Source organism: Rhizobium sp. M10 (genome assembly GCF_002531955.1).
GTDB classification, from domain to species: domain Bacteria; phylum Pseudomonadota; class Alphaproteobacteria; order Rhizobiales; family Rhizobiaceae; genus Rhizobium; species Rhizobium etli_C.
The window spans coordinates 1-14,578 of sequence record NZ_NWTA01000023.1 but is presented as its reverse complement, the minus strand read 5'-3'; the positions used below and the strand labels follow the sequence as shown (position 1 = coordinate 14,578).

Sequence of the window (14,578 nt, the reverse complement as noted above, 5' to 3'; positions counted from 1 at the left end):
TCTTTATCAATGCAACACCAGCATTGTTAAATGGCCACCAAACGAAAGTGAATCCGTTCGGACGTCCGGCAGCGTTCAAGGGGCCGATGCGGCTCACTGCAGCTGCGGTTTTTTCAGAAAGCTGTTGCGGTCGGCGGATTTGACGCGCAGCCAGGCTTCGCGGCCGTTGCGCAGGATCCGCATCGGAATCTCGGCGCCGGCCGGGCCACTGCTCCAGAGCTTGCGGTAGAAATCGGCCAGGCCATCGACCTCTTCGTCGCGGATCTCGGAGATGATATCGCCCTGACGCAGGCCGGCCTCGGCGGCCGGTCCGCCTTCGGCCACGCTCATCACCACCACGCCGCTATTGCTCTCGGCGGAGAATGCGCCGAGCCAGGGCCGTGGCGGCTTGTTGACCTGACCGCGGTTTAAGAGGTCGTCGAGGATCGGCGGCAAAAGATCGATCGGCACGACCATATTGATATCGGCGATCTCGCCATCCTGGCTCATCTGCAGGCGAAGCGAACCGATGCCGAGAAGCTTGCCGTCGGCGCCGATCAGCGCAGCCCCGCCCCATGCCGGATGGGCCGGTGCGGTAAAAATCGCCTCATCCAGCAGATATTCCCAGTAGCCGGCGAATTCCTGCCGGGCGACGATGTTTGCCTGGACGAACTCGCCGATCCCATCGGCAAGCACGACGGGATCGCCGGGCCTGGCGGCGGCCGCATCGCCGATATCCACCGCCGGGGCGTTCAGAACGCCGAGCGCCTGCACCAGGCCGAAGCCGCTTTCCTGATCATAGGCAAGGGGATGGGCGGGAACCACCCGGCCGTCCTGGGTCGTCAGCCAGACTTCCTCGGCCTCGGTGATGAGATAACCGATGGTCAGCACCAGCCCGTTGTCGCGAATGACGACGCCGCTGCCCTCCCGGACGGTGCCCAGCGTCTCCGCCGTGAAGGCATCTTCCGGAATGGAGGAACGGACGGCCACGACTGACCGCAGGATCGGATCGATATTCATGCTTTTATCCCGAGGGCGCCGCCGCGCGAGACCGAAAGCCGGCGCGCCTCCTTAATAGGTAAGAAGATGAAGGGGTGGCGGCAAGGCTGGCGCGACGGGAATTTCCGCACCCGCATGCCGCGACCGTGGAGGGGATACCGGGAATATCCGGGGGTGACAGCGTCTCTGCGCAACAATATACAGTCAATCCTACCAGGAATCAGACGGGCACGGATCATGACATGAAGGACTGGCATCCCGATCTCAGCCGCAGCAGCAGCCCGCGTTACATGGCGATTGCCGATCTGATCGAAATGGATCTGCGCAGCGGCCATCTGGCGGTTGGAGACCGGCTGCCGCCGCAGCGCGACCTCGCCAAGCGCCTGAATGTCGATTTCACCACCGTGGCCAGAGGTTATGTCGAGGCGCAGAAGCGCGGGCTTGTCGAGTCGCATGTCGGCCGGGGCACCTTCGTCACCGGCCGCGCGGGCAAGGCGCGGCAGGACTTCGCGCCTGACGCCGTACCCGATCCGCGCCGCGCATCGATCGTCGATTTCTCGATGAACATGCCGCCGGAACCGGATGATCCGGAACTGATCGCCGGCATGCGCGAGGGCATGTCGGCGGTGGCCGCAAGTCTCGTTCAGCTTCTGCGTTACCAGGGCTTCGGCGGCTCCGGCATGGATAAGGACGCCGCCGCCGCCTGGCTCGGACGCCGCGGGCTCACGCCGTCGCAGGAGCGGATCTTCGTCACGCCGGGCGCCCATCCGGCCCTGCTGGCGATCTTCGGCCTGCTGGCAAAGCCGGGCGAGACCGTGCTGTCGGAAATCATCACCTATCCCGGCATGCGCTCGATCGCCGCCCAGCTGCGGCTCAATCTCGCCGGCCTGCCGATGGACGAGGACGGTGTCCTGCCGGAGGCCCTTGCGAAGGCCTGCGAGCGGTTGAAGCCGAAGGCGCTCTATCTCAATCCGACGCTGCAGAACCCGATGACGCTGACGATTTCAACCAACCGGCGCGCGGAAATCGCGGCCGTCGCCCGCAGATATCAGCTGCCGATCGTCGAGGACGATGCCTATGGCTTCATTCCTGAGCATGGTCCGGCGCCGCTGGCGGCAATGGTGCCGGATCTGACCTGGCATATTGGCGGCCTGGCGAAATGCCTCGGCGCGGGCCTGCGCCTTGCCTATGTCGTGGCGCCCGACAGCAAGGCCGTATGGCCTTTCGTCAGCGCCATGCGCGCCAACAACGTCATGGCTTCGCCTTTGACCATGGCGCTCGCCACCCGCTGGATCGAAGACGGCACGGCCGATGCGATCCTGCGCTTCGTCCGCACCGAGGCCGCCGCCCGCCAGCAGATGGTTGCCGCCATCCTGCCGGCCGGCAGCTACCGCGCCGATCCGATCAGCTTCAACATCTGGCTGCCGCTCGCCAATGGCTGGACCCGCTCCACCTTCGGCAGTCATATGCGTTCCTCCGGCATCGGCGTCGTGGCAAGCGATGCCTTCACCGTCGAGGGCGCCGCCCCGGAAGCGGTGCGGGTCTGCCTCGGCGGTCCGATCACCCGGGAGAGACTGCACGGCGCACTGGAATTCATGGCCCATGCGCTGGAAGGCCCGCCGGAGATGGCGGCGTCGTTCTTCTAAGCCTGCCCTCAGGCCGCTTCGGGTATCATCCCCTTCGATGTGATGTCTGCGTTGCCCGGTCGGCAGCCGACGGGGATCTGCGGCATTCTGGCAAGTTGACTGGTGATTGAGGCGTAATGTATTTATATTGAATGCATACATCTATGTGGCATTGATTGGCATTGAGCCGTATGCCAGAGAAGACGAGGTTATCATGGATACCGACTATCCCCCACTTCCCCCGATGCAGACCGGCATCAGGGGACGCTGCCCGCGTTGCGGCCAGGGCCATATGTTCAAGGGATTCCTGACGCTGCAGCCGCAATGCGAGGTCTGCGGCCTCGATTATGCCTTCGCCGATCCGGCCGACGGCCCGGCCTTCTTCGTCATCTGCTTCGCCTGCATCCCGAGCGTGCTGCTCGGCGTCTGGCTGGAGGTGGCGTTCTCGGCGCCGATCTGGGTGCAGCTTCTGGTCACCGGCCCCTTCATGCTCGCCACCTGCATTCCGCCACTGCGGCCGCTGAAAGGCTGGCTGGTCGCCAGCCAGTATTTCTACAAGGCGGAAGAGGGCAGGCTCGCCTAAAGCCTATTTCAGCGTCGCGCGCAGGCGCGGCGTCGCGAAATCGATGAGCGCCCGCAGTTTCAGCGGCACCAGTCCCTGCGAGGGATAGACGAGCTGCACCGGCGCGGGCTGCGGTTCGAAATCTTGGAGCAGCGGCACCAGCAGGCCCGCCGCTGCGGCGCGGGCCGCCTGATAGGAGAGTACGCGGGTGATGCCGAGACCGGCGACGGCCGCATCGACGGCGGCCTCGGCGGTGTTGACCGCAAGCCGTGAGCGGATCGGCACCGCGAGGTCGCGCTTCCCCTCCGTGAAGGTCCAGCTCCGCGTCGAGGCCATGTTCTCGAAGGTGATGCAGTCATGTGCGGAAAGATCGCTCGGGTGGCGGGGTGCCGAGTGCTGCGCGAGATAATCCGGGCTGGCATAGACGGTGCGGCGGATCGCGCCGAGCCGCGTGGCGATCAGGTTGCTGTCTACAAGGGTGCCGATCCTCAGCGCGAGGTCGATATGATCCTCGACGAGGTTCGACAGCCGGTCGCCGAGCATAAGCCGCAGATTGATCTCGGGATAGGCCTTCAGGAAATCCACCACGACAGGCAGGACATGCAGCCGCCCGAAGACGATCGGCGCGGTCATCGTCAGCTCGCCCTTCGGCGCGCTGTATTCGCCGGCGGCCGTCCGTTCCGCTTCTTCCACCCGGTTAAGAATTTCCCGCGCCGCCTCCACATAGGAGCGTCCGGCCTCGGTCAATGTGATCTTCCGATTGCTTCTCTGCAGCAGCTTGGCGCCGAGATGCGCCTCGAGCTCGGAGACCTTGCGGCTGACGGTTGCCAGCGGTGAACGCAGATGCCGCGAGGCGGCCGACAGGCTGCCTTGCTCGACAACGGCAAGAAGCACGCTCATGGCATCGAGGCGGTCCATTTTATCCTTCCATCAATTGAGAACACGCCTTCCAGATTAGCATCCTACTGCAGTTCATTGGAAGGCAGTAAATTCCCTGCAGATGGTTCGAACGGCCATCGCCGGCAAGGCCGAGGCCTTGTTCCCGCCCATCAGACCTCAGAGGAACCGTCATGAAACTCTACCATCATCCGCTGTCCGGCCATTCGCACCGGGTTCACCTGTTCCTGTCACTGCTCGGCGTGCCTTACGAACTGGTCGAGGTCGACATGGCTGCCGGCGCTCACAAGGCTCCGGAGTTCCTGAAGCTCAATGCTTTTGGCCAGGTGCCCGTGCTCGACGACGATGGCGCGGTCATTTCCGATTCCGCCGCCATCCTCGTCTATCTCGCACGCAAATATGGCCGCACCGACTGGCTGCCGGAGGACATATTGACGGCGGCGCGGATCCAGAAATGGCTCTCGGTCGCCGCGGGCGAGATCGCCTACGGGCCTTGCGCCGCTCGTCTCGTCACCGTCTTCGGCGCCAAATTTCATGCCGATGAGGTGATTGCCCGGGCGCACCGTATTCTCACGCTGGTCGAGGCGGAGCTCTCCGGCCGCGCCTTCCTGCTCGGCGACAATCCTGTCATCGCCGATATCGCGCTTTACAGCTACATCGCCAATGCGCCGGAGGGCAATGTCGACACCGCGCCCTATCAGGCCGTGCGCGCCTGGCTTGCCCGCATCGAGGCGTTGCCGGGTTTCGTCGGCTTCCGCAGGACGAAGATCGGCCTGGCCGCATAAAGATCCGTCCCCGGTCGAAAATCGCGCCTGAAAGGAGGCCATGATGCTGGAGCAGTCAGGAGAGGATGCGGCATCGCCCTGGCATCAGGGTGAGCTTGCCATGCAGCGCAGCCTCGGCGTCGTCGAACGCATGGACGGGCCGGGGCGGAATTTCGTCCGCAAGGCGATGCCCGAGCAGCACCGCGCCTTCTTTCCAATGCTGCCTTTCGTCGTGCTCGGCACGGTCGATGCGAAGGGCAACGTCTGGGCGACGGTGCGGGCCGCGCAGCCGGGCTTCATGTCCTCGCCGGACCCGGAGACGCTCGAGGTCCGCCTGCCGCGCGAGCCGGCCGATCCCGCCGACGCCGGCATGGAGGATGGCGCCGCCGTCGCGATGCTCGGCATTCAGCTCGAGACCCGGCGGCGCAACCGGCTGAACGGCGTCATCCGCAGGACGGATGCCGGCGCCTTCCGCCTGCGCGTGGGCCAGAGCTTCGGCAATTGCCCGCAATACATCCAGCCGCGCGCCGCCGCCTTCGTTCGCGATCCCGCCCTGCCGGCCACGCTGCCGCCGCTGCGGTCCCATGAGCTCGACGCGCGCGCGCGGCGGATGGTCGAGAGCGCCGATACGTTCTTCGTCGCTTCCTATGTCGACCGGGGGAATGGCGAACGCCAGGTCGACGTCTCTCATCGCGGCGGCTATGCCGGCTTCGTGCATCTCGGCGCCGACGGCGCCCTGACCGTCCCCGACTTTGCCGGCAATCGATTCTTCAACACGCTCGGCAATTTCCTGGTCAATCCGAAGGCCGGGCTGGTCTTCATCGATTTCGAAACCGGCGACATGCTGCAGATGACCGGTCGGGTCGAGGTGCTGCTCGATTCGCCTGAGATCGCCGCCTTTCCCAAAGCGGAAAGGCTGTGGCGTTTCACGCCCGAGAACATTGTGCTTCGCCCGGATGCCCTGCCGCTGCGGTGGAGCCGGCGCTCCGACGTCTAAGCTCGAGCGCCGCCCGATACAGAGTTGCAATACCTGTACCGTTCGGTAAACTAAGAACCATTCAGTACAGGAGATCTCATGTCCAGCCTCGTTCCGCCTTTCACCCTGGAGACCGCCACGCAGAAAGTCCGCCTCGCCGAGGACGGTTGGAACAGCCGCGACCCCGAGCGCGTCTCGCTCGTCTACACGCCGGACAGCCGCTGGCGGAACCGCGCCGAATTCATCACCGGCCGCGCCGAGATCGTCGCTTTTCTCACGCGCAAATGGGCCAAGGAGCTGGACTACCGGCTGATCAAGGAGATCTGGGCCTTCACCGACAATCGCATTGCCGTGCGCTTTGCCTATGAATGGCACGATGACAGCGGCAACTGGTTCCGCTCCTACGGCAATGAGAACTGGGAATTCGATGCGGCCGGCTTGATGCAGCGCCGTTTTGCCTGCATCAACGATCTGCCGATCCGGGAAACGGAGCGCAAATACCACTGGCCGCTCGGCCGACGTCCGGACGATCATCCCGGTCTGACGGACCTCGGCCTCTAGAACAGGATGATTTCAGCCCGGTGAAGACCGTTTATGAACGCGCCGACATCGTGCCGCTGCTCGCGGAAATCTTCCGCGAGCTCGGCTATGAGGGCGCCACGCTCAGCCGTATCACCGAACGCACCGGCATCGGCAAGGGCAGCCTTTATCACTTCTTCCCGGGCGGCAAGGAGGAGATGGCCGGCGCCGTGCTCGCCGATATCGATGCCTGGTTCGAAGAGGCAGTCTATCGGCCGCTGCGACATGACGATGCCCGTCAGGCGATCGCGGCGATGTGGGCCAATGTAAATGACTACTTCCGTTCCGGCCGCCGCATCTGCCTCGTCGGCGCCTTCGCGCTCGACGACACCCGCGAACAGTTTTCGGCGGCGATCGGCGACTATTTCATCCGCTGGATCGACGCGTTGCGTTCGGCGCTGATGCGGGCTGGCTGTGTCGAGGAGGAGGCGCAGACGCTGGCCGAGGAGGGCGTCTGCGGCATTCAAGGGGCACTGGTGCTGTCGCGCGCGCTTAGAGATGAAACGGTCTTCTCCCGGTCGCTGGAGACGCTGGCGAAGCGGCTTGAGGCCGAGACGCGATGAAGGCAGCCCTTACATCCGCGCCGCTCTGCCTGTATTTCTCAGCGCTGCTGTTGCGGCTGCCGGGTCGGGCGGATGTTCTCGCGTTCAAGGCGAATCTGGCGCCACTCGTTTTCCATCTGGTCGACGACGTGCTGGGGAATGGTGGTCTGGGTGTTGGCAGGCGTCTGCATCGGAAGTCTCCTCTTGTGGTGGTAAGGCTTCAGGGCGAGAAGATGCATTGCACAAGACAAAAGCCGTGTAAATCAGGGGCTTAGACACTTCAAACGATTAAGTTGATTTTAATCGATTAAGACGGTTTTAACCACGAGACTCTCGGGAAGCGCGGTATGGTTGTCCACATGGATCGGATGTTCTTTTTTGATGCGGTGCGCGAGGAGCTCTTTAAAGGAGAGCTAACTCAGCCTCAGGTAGTGGGTATCGCGGCGATTCTCGACGCCTGGGAAAGGCGGTTTGCGCAGGCCGACCGCCGATGGCTCGCCTATATCCTCGCGACCGCTTATCACGAGACCGCCTATACGATGCAGCCGGTCCGCGAGACGCTGGCTGAAAGCGATGCCCGCGCCGTCGAGATCCTGGAGGCGGCCTATGCTGCAGGCCGGCTCGCCTGGGTAAAGACGCCCTACTGGCGACCGGACGAGGATGGCCGCTGCTGGCTCGGGCGTGGCCTGGTGCAGCTTACCCATAAGCGGAATTACGAGGCGATGAGTGGTTTGACGGGCATCGATCTCGTTGCCGATCCCGACCGGGCGATGGAGATGGATGCGGCGGTGACGATCCTGATCGAAGGCATGCTGCAGGGCAGCTTTACCGGCCACAAACTTGCCGATCACCTGAACGCGACGACCGAGGACTGGGTCAATGCGCGCCGCATCGTCAACGGCACCGACCGGGCCGAGAAGCTCGCGGGCTACGCCATGGTTTTCAATGCGGCGATGCGTCCGGATGCCGCGCCGGGCAGGTCGCGCGGTTGAAGGCCAGGGGCGCACATGGTATCGCGCGGGCCGACCTCTGAAATCTGACAGGAGCTTCCGCGTGATCCGCCACATCGTCTTCTTCACCGTGCAGGAAGAACATCTGGAGGAGGTGAGGGCCGGGCTTTCGATCCTGACCGCCATTCCGCATGCGCGGCTGCTGGAAATCGGCACCAATGTGAAGACCGATCAGCTGGGTACCGAGATCGATCTCGTCGTCTATGGCGAATTCGACGATGAAGCGGCTCTTGCCGCCTATAAGGCGCATCCCGATTATCAGCGCTCGATCGAGCGTGTCCGACCGCTGCGGGAAAAGCGCATCGCCGCGGACTACGACAGCCGCACAGCGGTGAAGCGGCCGCTCTGAATCGGCAGGCCATCGGCTTCCTGTCATTGTTTCGCTGAAATTTCAAAGGGATAAGAAGAATTCCGGACTCGCGGGCGCCGGATGTCGAACGCAGCTGTGAGCCACCGGACCCAACTTTCGAAAAATCGGCGGCAAACGATTCAAAAGATTCGTCAAACGCGACCGTTCACTCGTCAGCGTAAGACGGCGTCCATTCCAGGCCTCATCAAACGGCCGGGCTCGGCTGCGCTGCCCGCGCGCCGCGCAGCAGCGCCATCAGCATCAGCACGAAGGTCAGCGACAAGGCGGCGAGAGCGGCAGCGGCGAAAAGCGCCGGGCCGGTGCCGGCGCGGTCGAGGATGGCGGTGAAGACGACCGGGGCGATCGCATTGGCCAGGTTCTGCGGCAGCGACAGGCGGGCCGATTGCAGGCCGAATTCGCGCGGCGAAAACACTGCCAGCGGCAGAAGCGCGCGGGCGACGGCCATGACGCCGGAGCCGAAGCCGTAAAGCAGGACGAAGGTGACGAGCAGCGGCGTCGACGGACTGGTGGCCAGCATCATCAGGAAACTCATCAGCATCAGGCCGATGCCCATGGCGGCGCTGAGGACGGGGTTGCCGCGCCGGCCGAGCAGCATGTCGAGGAAGCGCGCCGAGATGCCGAGCACGCCGCGGGCCGAGCCGAGCTGCAGCGCGAAGGCCGGCGTGGCGCCGGACTGGCGGAAGATCTCGAGCAGCGAGGGCGAGATGCCGAAGGTGACGAAGGTGGTAAGGGTCGTCGCCGCGGCGATCAGCAGGAAGGCCTTGCGCTGTGCCGCCTTCGACAGCGGCACCGGGGCGATGTCGGCTGTGGCGCCGTCGACATGGCTTGCGATCGGCTTCGGCAGGGCGAAAAGATGCAGCGGCAGGCAGACAAAGAATTGCAGGCCTGCGCAGATGAGGAAGGTGAGGCGCCAGCCGACGGCTTCGTTGAGCAGGCTGAGGATCGGCCAGAAGATGGCGCTCGAAAGCCCGGTGAACAGCATCAATATGGCGATGACGCGCTTGCCGTTCATCCCTTCACGCTCGACGACGGCGGTATAGGCCGGCGCCGACAGGCCGAGCGCGCCGCCGACGCCGATCACGATCCAGGCGGCGGCGTAGAGAATGACGCCGTTGGCGGCGGCAAGCAGACAGAGGCCGAGGGCAAAGGTCAGGGAAGCCGCCGAAAGCACCCGGGCGGCGCCGTAACGGCCAAGCCAGCGGCCGGTCGCCGGGCCGACGATGGCGCTGACCAACATCATGATCGTCAGACCGGCAAACGCCACCTCGTTCGCCATGCCGAGATCGGGCGCCACGATGCGGCCCATCACCCCAAGCATGTCGAAGGTCGTACCCCAGCCGATCAGCTGGGTGATGGCGAGCACGAAGACCGTCTGCGCCGAGCGGAAGCGGAGGGAGTTTGGCATTGGTGCTGAAATGGCCTGAATGCGGGAGCCGCAAGGACATAACAGTTTCGATCGGCCGGTAAAAGCTGCGATTGCAATTTCCGGCAGCTCGCCGCGCGCCGGCTTGATTCGAGCGTCCCCGCCCAGCCCGCCGTCTGTGCCTTGGCCGAAGACCTTTTATCCATGTGCAGAAGGCCGCCGAAGGCCGCTGCGGCATCGGTTTTCAGCAGCTGAAACCGGCTGTCGCCAGCAGTCGAGAACGGTTCTAAACACCCTGTATTACAGCGCATTCATTTGCCATTCAGGTCACGTGAGTACATAGTCGCAGCAAGTTGGAACTACCCTTGAAAGCATAACACATGGCCTTTCCTCTGAGCGTCGCAGTAGTGGCCGCCGGGCTGGTGGTATCGGCGCCCTCATCGGACGGCGCGGGCACCCTCGTCCTGCGCGTGGCAGGCGATTGCAGCGCTGCCGCAGCCCAGGTCGTCGAGCAGACGGGCGGCCAGCTCCTGTCCGTGCAACCGGTGGGCGATAGTTGCATCATCACCGTTCTGGTGTCGGGCAACGGCCAACGTCCGCGCAAGGTGACGGTAAAGGTTCCGATGTAGGCGGAATCGGTCTATTCAGAACATGATCGATTTGAAGCGGACGAAGGCGGACCGATGCGCATCCTGGTAATCGAAGACGACGTCAACCTGAACCGGCAGCTGACCGACACGCTGAAGGAGGCGGGCTATGTCGTCGACCAGGCGTTCGACGGCGAGGAGGGCCATTTCCTCGGCGATACCGAACCCTATGACGCCATCATCCTCGATATCGGCCTGCCGGAGATGGACGGCGTCACCGTGCTCGAAAAATGGCGCGGCGCCGGCCGCGGCGTGCCGGTTTTGATCCTGACGGCGCGCGACCGCTGGAGCGACAAGGTCGCCGGCATCGACGCCGGCGCCGACGACTACGTCACCAAGCCTTTCCATGTCGAGGAAGTTCTGGCGCGCATTCGGGCGCTGATCCGGCGCGCTGCCGGGCATGCCTCCTCCGAGATCGTCTGCGGGCCGGTGCGGCTCGACACCAAATCCTCCAAGGCGACGGTCAACGGCACGGCGCTGAAACTGACCTCGCACGAATATCGCCTGCTCGCCTATCTCATGCATCACATGGGCGAGGTCGTCTCGCGCACCGAACTGGTCGAGCACATGTACGATCAGGATTTCGACCGCGATTCCAACACGATCGAGGTCTTTGTCGGCCGTCTGCGCAAGAAGATGGGTGTCGACCTGATCGAGACGGTGCGCGGTCTCGGCTACCGCATCCAAGCGCCGAAACATGCGAATTAAGTCGCTCACCGCACGTGTGCTGCTGCTGACCACGGTCTGGTCGACGGTGGCCCTGGTGGTGATCGGCCTGCTGATCTCGACGCTCTACCGCAAGAGCGCCGAACGCGGCTTCCAGGATCTCTTGCGGGCGCAGCTCTATAACGTCATCAATTCGGTGACGATCGGTGATCAGGGAGCGTTGAGCGGCAGTCCGCAGCTCGGCGACCTGCGTTTTGCCCAGCCGAAGACCGGTTGGTACTGGGTGGTGGAGCCGCTCGGCACCTATACGACAGCGCCGCTGGTCTCGCCCTCGCTCGGCTCGGCGCTCATTCCGGTTCCCTCCGTCGTCGAGGCGCCCTTCGACAAGAATTACGAGCGTTATTACCAGGTGACGGATGCCTCTGGGAACCGGGTGCAGGTCGCCGAAACCGAAGTGGTGCTCGATACCGACGGGCGTGCGGCGCGCTTCCGCGTCACCGGCAATGTCGACGTCGTCGAGGACGATGTGCGCACCTTCTCCCATAGTCTTTATCTGGCGCTTGCCGGCTTCGGCGTCGGCAGCCTGATCGTCAATGCGCTGGCGATTCTCTACGGCCTGAAGCCGCTCGACAAGGCGCGCGCCGCCCTGGAGCGCATCCGCGCCGGCGAGAGCGAGCAGTTGAAGGGCGATTTCCCGCGCGAAATCCTGCCGCTCGCCAACGAGGTGAACGCGCTGATCGACAGCAACCGCCGCATCGTCGAGCGGGCGCGCATGCAGGTCGGCAATCTCGCCCATTCGCTGAAGACTCCGATCGCCGTTCTTCTCAATGAGGCGCGTGTCCTCGAAAAATCCCATGGCGAATTGGTCCGCAGCCAGGCGGAATCGATGCAGGGGCAGGTGCAGTCCTATCTCAACCGGGCCCGCATCGCCGCGCAGCGCGAATCCGTGCTCGCCCGCACCGATGCCGAGCCGGCGCTCGAACGGCTGGTGCGCGTCATGCGCCGCCTGAATGTCGACACCGAATTCGATCTCGTCGTCTCGCCGCCGCATCTGGCCGTCGCCATGGAACAGCAGGATCTCGAGGAGACGGTCGGCAATCTCCTGGAAAATGCGGCGCGATTCGCCAAGAGCAAGGTCCGGCTTTCGGCCGTTGAGGCCCGCGAGGACGTCAAGGGCGCAGAGGCGAGCGCGCGCCGTCATTGGGTGGAGCTCGCCGTCGAGGACGACGGGCCGGGATTGGAGCCCGACCAGATCCGCGAGGCGCTGAAACGCGGCCGCAGGCTCGATGAAAGCAAGCCCGGAACCGGGCTCGGCCTGTCGATCGTCACCGAGATTTCCAACGAGTACCAGGGGCGCCTCGAGCTGTCCCGTGGTGAATGGGGCGGGCTGAAGGCGAAGCTTATCCTGCCCGGCGTCACAAAGGATGTTGCATGACCAACTGCTTGATGTCACAAGGATAGTGGCAAATGTATAGCATGCTTTGCCTTAATGCTGACACGGGGACGCTGCACTTCGATCGGCTGAAATTGACCTCTGATCGTGGTTCGACGCAATGATTCTACGCTCGCAAGGCATGATCGTTTCCATTCTGCTTCTCGCCGTCGCGCTCACCGGCTGCACGACGACGAAGAGCGCTGCTTCGCGCGGCATTTTTTCCAGCAAACCCTCGGCATCGGCCGCCTTCATCACCGCGCTGCAGGGCGGCATCGTCGGCCGCAGCGGCGTCAGCTTGAGCGACAGCGACAAGCAAAGGGCGCTCGAGGCGGAATACCGGGCGCTGGAAGGGGCAGCCGCCGGCCAGCCCGTGGTCTGGAGCGGCAAGGAGGTCACCGGCAAGGTGGTGGCGGCAGCGCCCTATCAGGTCGGCTCGCAGAATTGCCGGCAATATACCCATACGCTGACGGTCGACGGCAAGGACAGCGTGGCGCGAGGCGCTGCTTGCCGCAACGACGACGGCAGCTGGTCGCCGCTCGGTTAAGGTCTGATGCATGTCGCCCGGAAGTGTGCGGCGGTTCCCGGACAACGACAGGCATAAAAACAAAGAGCGAAAGCGGGTCGGATGCATTAAATTGGATGCGACGCGCTTTAAGCCGGCTGAATTGCGGCGAATAGCCTCAAATCTTCGTCATTCCGGCTTTGGCAGTTGGAATGGGCGCGCGCTTCACGTATTTGGGCCGCTATGCTGTTCTGGATTCTCGTTGCCGTTCTGACGGCAGCCGTCGCCGTCATTCTGCTTTACCCCCTTCTGCGTGGCGCGAAGGCGGCGGAGAACAGCCGCGCCGGCGAGGCGGCGGTCTATCGCGACCAGCTGCGCGAACTCGACCGCGATCTTGCCGGCGGGCTGATCACACCGGAAGAGGCCGATTACGCCAGGGCCGAAATCGGCCGGCGGCTGATCGCCGTTGCTGCCGGTGAACCGGAGACGACGCCGAAACCCGCACGATCTCACCGTGTCAGTGAAGCCTTCGTTCTCCTGATCCTGCCGGTGCTCGGGCTCTGTCTTTATTTGACGACGGGCAGGCCGGATCTGCCCGCGCAGCCGCTGGAGGCGCGGCTGGAAAACCCCGGCAATGACGTGGCGGTGCTGATTGCCAAGGCGGAACGGCACCTGGCCGAGAATCCCGATGACGGCAAGGGCTGGGATGTGCTGGCGCCGATCTATGTCCGCACGATGCGGGTCAACGATGCTGTGGTCGCCTATCGCAACGCGATCCGGCTTCTCGGCCCGAGCCCGATCCGGCTCGACGGGCTTGCCGAGACGCTGATGGCGGTCTCCGACGGCGTGGTGACGGAGGAGGCGCGTCAGGCGCTGGAACAGTCGCTGACGCTGGAACCCGACAATCCGCGTGCCCGCTTCTATGTCGCGCTCAGCATGGAGCAAGCGGGACGGACCGACGAGGCGCGCCGAGCCTTCGAAGCGCTGGCGCAGCAATCGCCTGCCGATGCGCCCTGGTTGCCGCTGGTCAATGAACATATCGCCAAGAACGGCGGCGCGGCTGCCCAGCCTTCGGCGCCTGGCGGACCGACGTCGGAAGACGTGGCGGCGGCCGAAAACATGAGCGCCGGCGATCGCCAGCAGATGATCCGCGGCATGGTCGAAAGCCTCGACGCCAAGCTGAGCGCCGAGCCCAACAACTTCGACGGATGGATGCGGCTCGTCCGCTCCTACACCGTATTGAACGATAAGGATCGCGCAGCCGACGCCCTGAAGCGCGGCCTTGCGGCCTTTCCACCGGCGGGTGAACAGGGCCGGCAATTGCTGGCGCTTGCCAGGGAACTTGGCATAGCCACGGAAGGAATGACGCAATGACGCGCAAGCAGAAGCGCCTTGCGGTGATCGCGGGCGGGATGGGTTTCATCCTTGCGGCGGTGCTGTTGGTGATGTTCGCCTTCAGCCAGTCGGTGGCCTATTTCTACATGCCGGCGGATCTGGCCAAGACCCCGGTGGCGCCTGAGACCCGCATCCGGCTCGGCGGGCTGGTGGGCGCCGGCAGCGTCGTGCGCGGCGCCGGTTCGACGGTGGAATTTACCGTCACCGACGGCAGCGCCAATGCGGTCAAGGTCCAATATACCGGCATCCTTCCCGATCTGTTCCGCG

Annotated in this window: 17 protein-coding genes and 1 pseudogene; 14 read left to right on the top strand and 4 right to left on the bottom strand. The window is 64.2% G+C overall.

What is annotated here, in order from left to right:
• Positions 1-93: 93 nt before the first annotated feature.
• A complete protein-coding gene (locus tag CO671_RS26655) occupies positions 94-999 on the bottom strand; it encodes a S1C family serine protease (RefSeq protein WP_097608450.1) in 906 nt (301 codons plus the stop codon).
• 221 nt (positions 1,000-1,220) lie between these two features.
• Here CO671_RS26655 and CO671_RS26650 point away from each other — a divergent pair, with 221 nt between their 5' ends.
• Positions 1,221-2,624, top strand: a complete 1,404-nt coding sequence (locus tag CO671_RS26650; RefSeq protein WP_097608449.1) for a PLP-dependent aminotransferase family protein — start codon at positions 1,221-1,223, stop codon at positions 2,622-2,624.
• Between the two features lie 193 nt (positions 2,625-2,817).
• Positions 2,818-3,186, top strand: a complete 369-nt coding sequence (locus tag CO671_RS26645) for a DUF983 domain-containing protein (RefSeq protein WP_097608448.1) — start codon at positions 2,818-2,820, stop codon at positions 3,184-3,186.
• A gap of 3 nt (positions 3,187-3,189) precedes the next feature.
• Here the strand turns inward: CO671_RS26645 and CO671_RS26640 are convergent, their stop codons facing one another.
• Complete coding sequence (locus CO671_RS26640; RefSeq protein ID WP_097608447.1) at positions 3,190-4,083, bottom strand: LysR family transcriptional regulator; 894 nt, start codon at positions 4,081-4,083, stop codon at positions 3,190-3,192.
• 152 nt (positions 4,084-4,235) lie between these two features.
• Between CO671_RS26640 and CO671_RS26635 the strand changes: the two genes are divergently transcribed.
• From CO671_RS26635 to CO671_RS26620, 4 genes are all read left to right on the top strand, one after another.
• Positions 4,236-4,847: a glutathione S-transferase gene (locus CO671_RS26635; RefSeq protein WP_097608446.1), complete on the top strand. Its 612-nt coding sequence runs from the start codon at positions 4,236-4,238 to the stop codon at positions 4,845-4,847.
• A 43-nt stretch (positions 4,848-4,890) separates the two neighbouring features.
• Positions 4,891-5,823 carry a pyridoxamine 5'-phosphate oxidase family protein gene (locus tag CO671_RS26630; protein WP_097608537.1) on the top strand — a complete coding sequence of 311 codons (933 nt, stop codon included), beginning with the start codon at positions 4,891-4,893 and terminating at the stop codon, positions 5,821-5,823.
• A 78-nt stretch (positions 5,824-5,901) separates the two neighbouring features.
• Positions 5,902-6,363: a nuclear transport factor 2 family protein gene (locus CO671_RS26625; RefSeq protein WP_097608445.1), complete on the top strand. Its 462-nt coding sequence runs from the start codon at positions 5,902-5,904 to the stop codon at positions 6,361-6,363.
• A 20-nt stretch (positions 6,364-6,383) separates the two neighbouring features.
• Positions 6,384-6,944, top strand: a complete 561-nt coding sequence (locus CO671_RS26620; protein WP_097608444.1) for a TetR/AcrR family transcriptional regulator — start codon at positions 6,384-6,386, stop codon at positions 6,942-6,944.
• Positions 6,945-6,982: 38 nt separating this feature from the next.
• Here CO671_RS26620 and CO671_RS34535 read toward each other — a convergent pair whose 3' ends face one another.
• Positions 6,983-7,114 (bottom strand): hypothetical protein, encoded by a 132-nt coding sequence (locus tag CO671_RS34535; RefSeq protein WP_275593071.1) that lies wholly within the window; start codon positions 7,112-7,114, stop codon positions 6,983-6,985.
• A 156-nt stretch (positions 7,115-7,270) separates the two neighbouring features.
• On the opposite strand from CO671_RS34535, the pseudogene CO671_RS26615 reads away from it, so the two are divergent.
• Positions 7,271-7,956 (top strand): annotated as a pseudogene (locus tag CO671_RS26615) (hypothetical protein).
• A 20-nt stretch (positions 7,957-7,976) separates the two neighbouring features.
• A complete protein-coding gene (locus CO671_RS26610; protein ID WP_010028887.1) occupies positions 7,977-8,282 on the top strand; it encodes a Dabb family protein in 306 nt (101 codons plus the stop codon).
• A gap of 205 nt (positions 8,283-8,487) precedes the next feature.
• Here CO671_RS26610 and CO671_RS26605 read toward each other — a convergent pair whose 3' ends face one another.
• Positions 8,488-9,708, bottom strand: coding sequence for an MFS transporter (locus CO671_RS26605; protein ID WP_097608443.1), 1,221 nt, complete (start codon positions 9,706-9,708; stop codon positions 8,488-8,490).
• A 338-nt stretch (positions 9,709-10,046) separates the two neighbouring features.
• On the opposite strand from CO671_RS26605, the gene CO671_RS26600 reads away from it, so the two are divergent.
• From CO671_RS26600 to CO671_RS26575, 6 genes are all read left to right on the top strand, one after another.
• Entirely contained in the window at positions 10,047-10,295 is a 249-nt protein-coding gene (locus CO671_RS26600) for a hypothetical protein (RefSeq protein ID WP_010029158.1), read from the top strand.
• Between the two features lie 54 nt (positions 10,296-10,349).
• Positions 10,350-11,021 (top strand): response regulator transcription factor, encoded by a 672-nt coding sequence (locus CO671_RS26595; protein ID WP_097608442.1) that lies wholly within the window; start codon positions 10,350-10,352, stop codon positions 11,019-11,021.
• Positions 11,011-12,414, top strand: a complete 1,404-nt coding sequence (locus CO671_RS26590; RefSeq protein WP_097608441.1) for a HAMP domain-containing sensor histidine kinase — start codon at positions 11,011-11,013, stop codon at positions 12,412-12,414. The genes CO671_RS26595 and CO671_RS26590 overlap by 11 nt, the downstream gene beginning before the upstream one ends.
• Positions 12,415-12,532: 118 nt before the next feature.
• Positions 12,533-12,958: a hypothetical protein gene (locus tag CO671_RS26585; protein ID WP_097608440.1), complete on the top strand. Its 426-nt coding sequence runs from the start codon at positions 12,533-12,535 to the stop codon at positions 12,956-12,958.
• Positions 12,959-13,159: 201 nt separating this feature from the next.
• The gene (gene ccmI, locus CO671_RS26580) at positions 13,160-14,290 is read left to right on the top strand and encodes a c-type cytochrome biogenesis protein CcmI (RefSeq protein WP_097608439.1); all 1,131 of its coding nucleotides are present in this window, start codon (positions 13,160-13,162) and stop codon (positions 14,288-14,290) included.
• Positions 14,287-14,578 (top strand): cytochrome c maturation protein CcmE (locus CO671_RS26575; RefSeq protein ID WP_141514496.1); only part of this gene is annotated, 292 nt, incomplete at its 3' end. The genes ccmI and CO671_RS26575, both read left to right, overlap by 4 nt.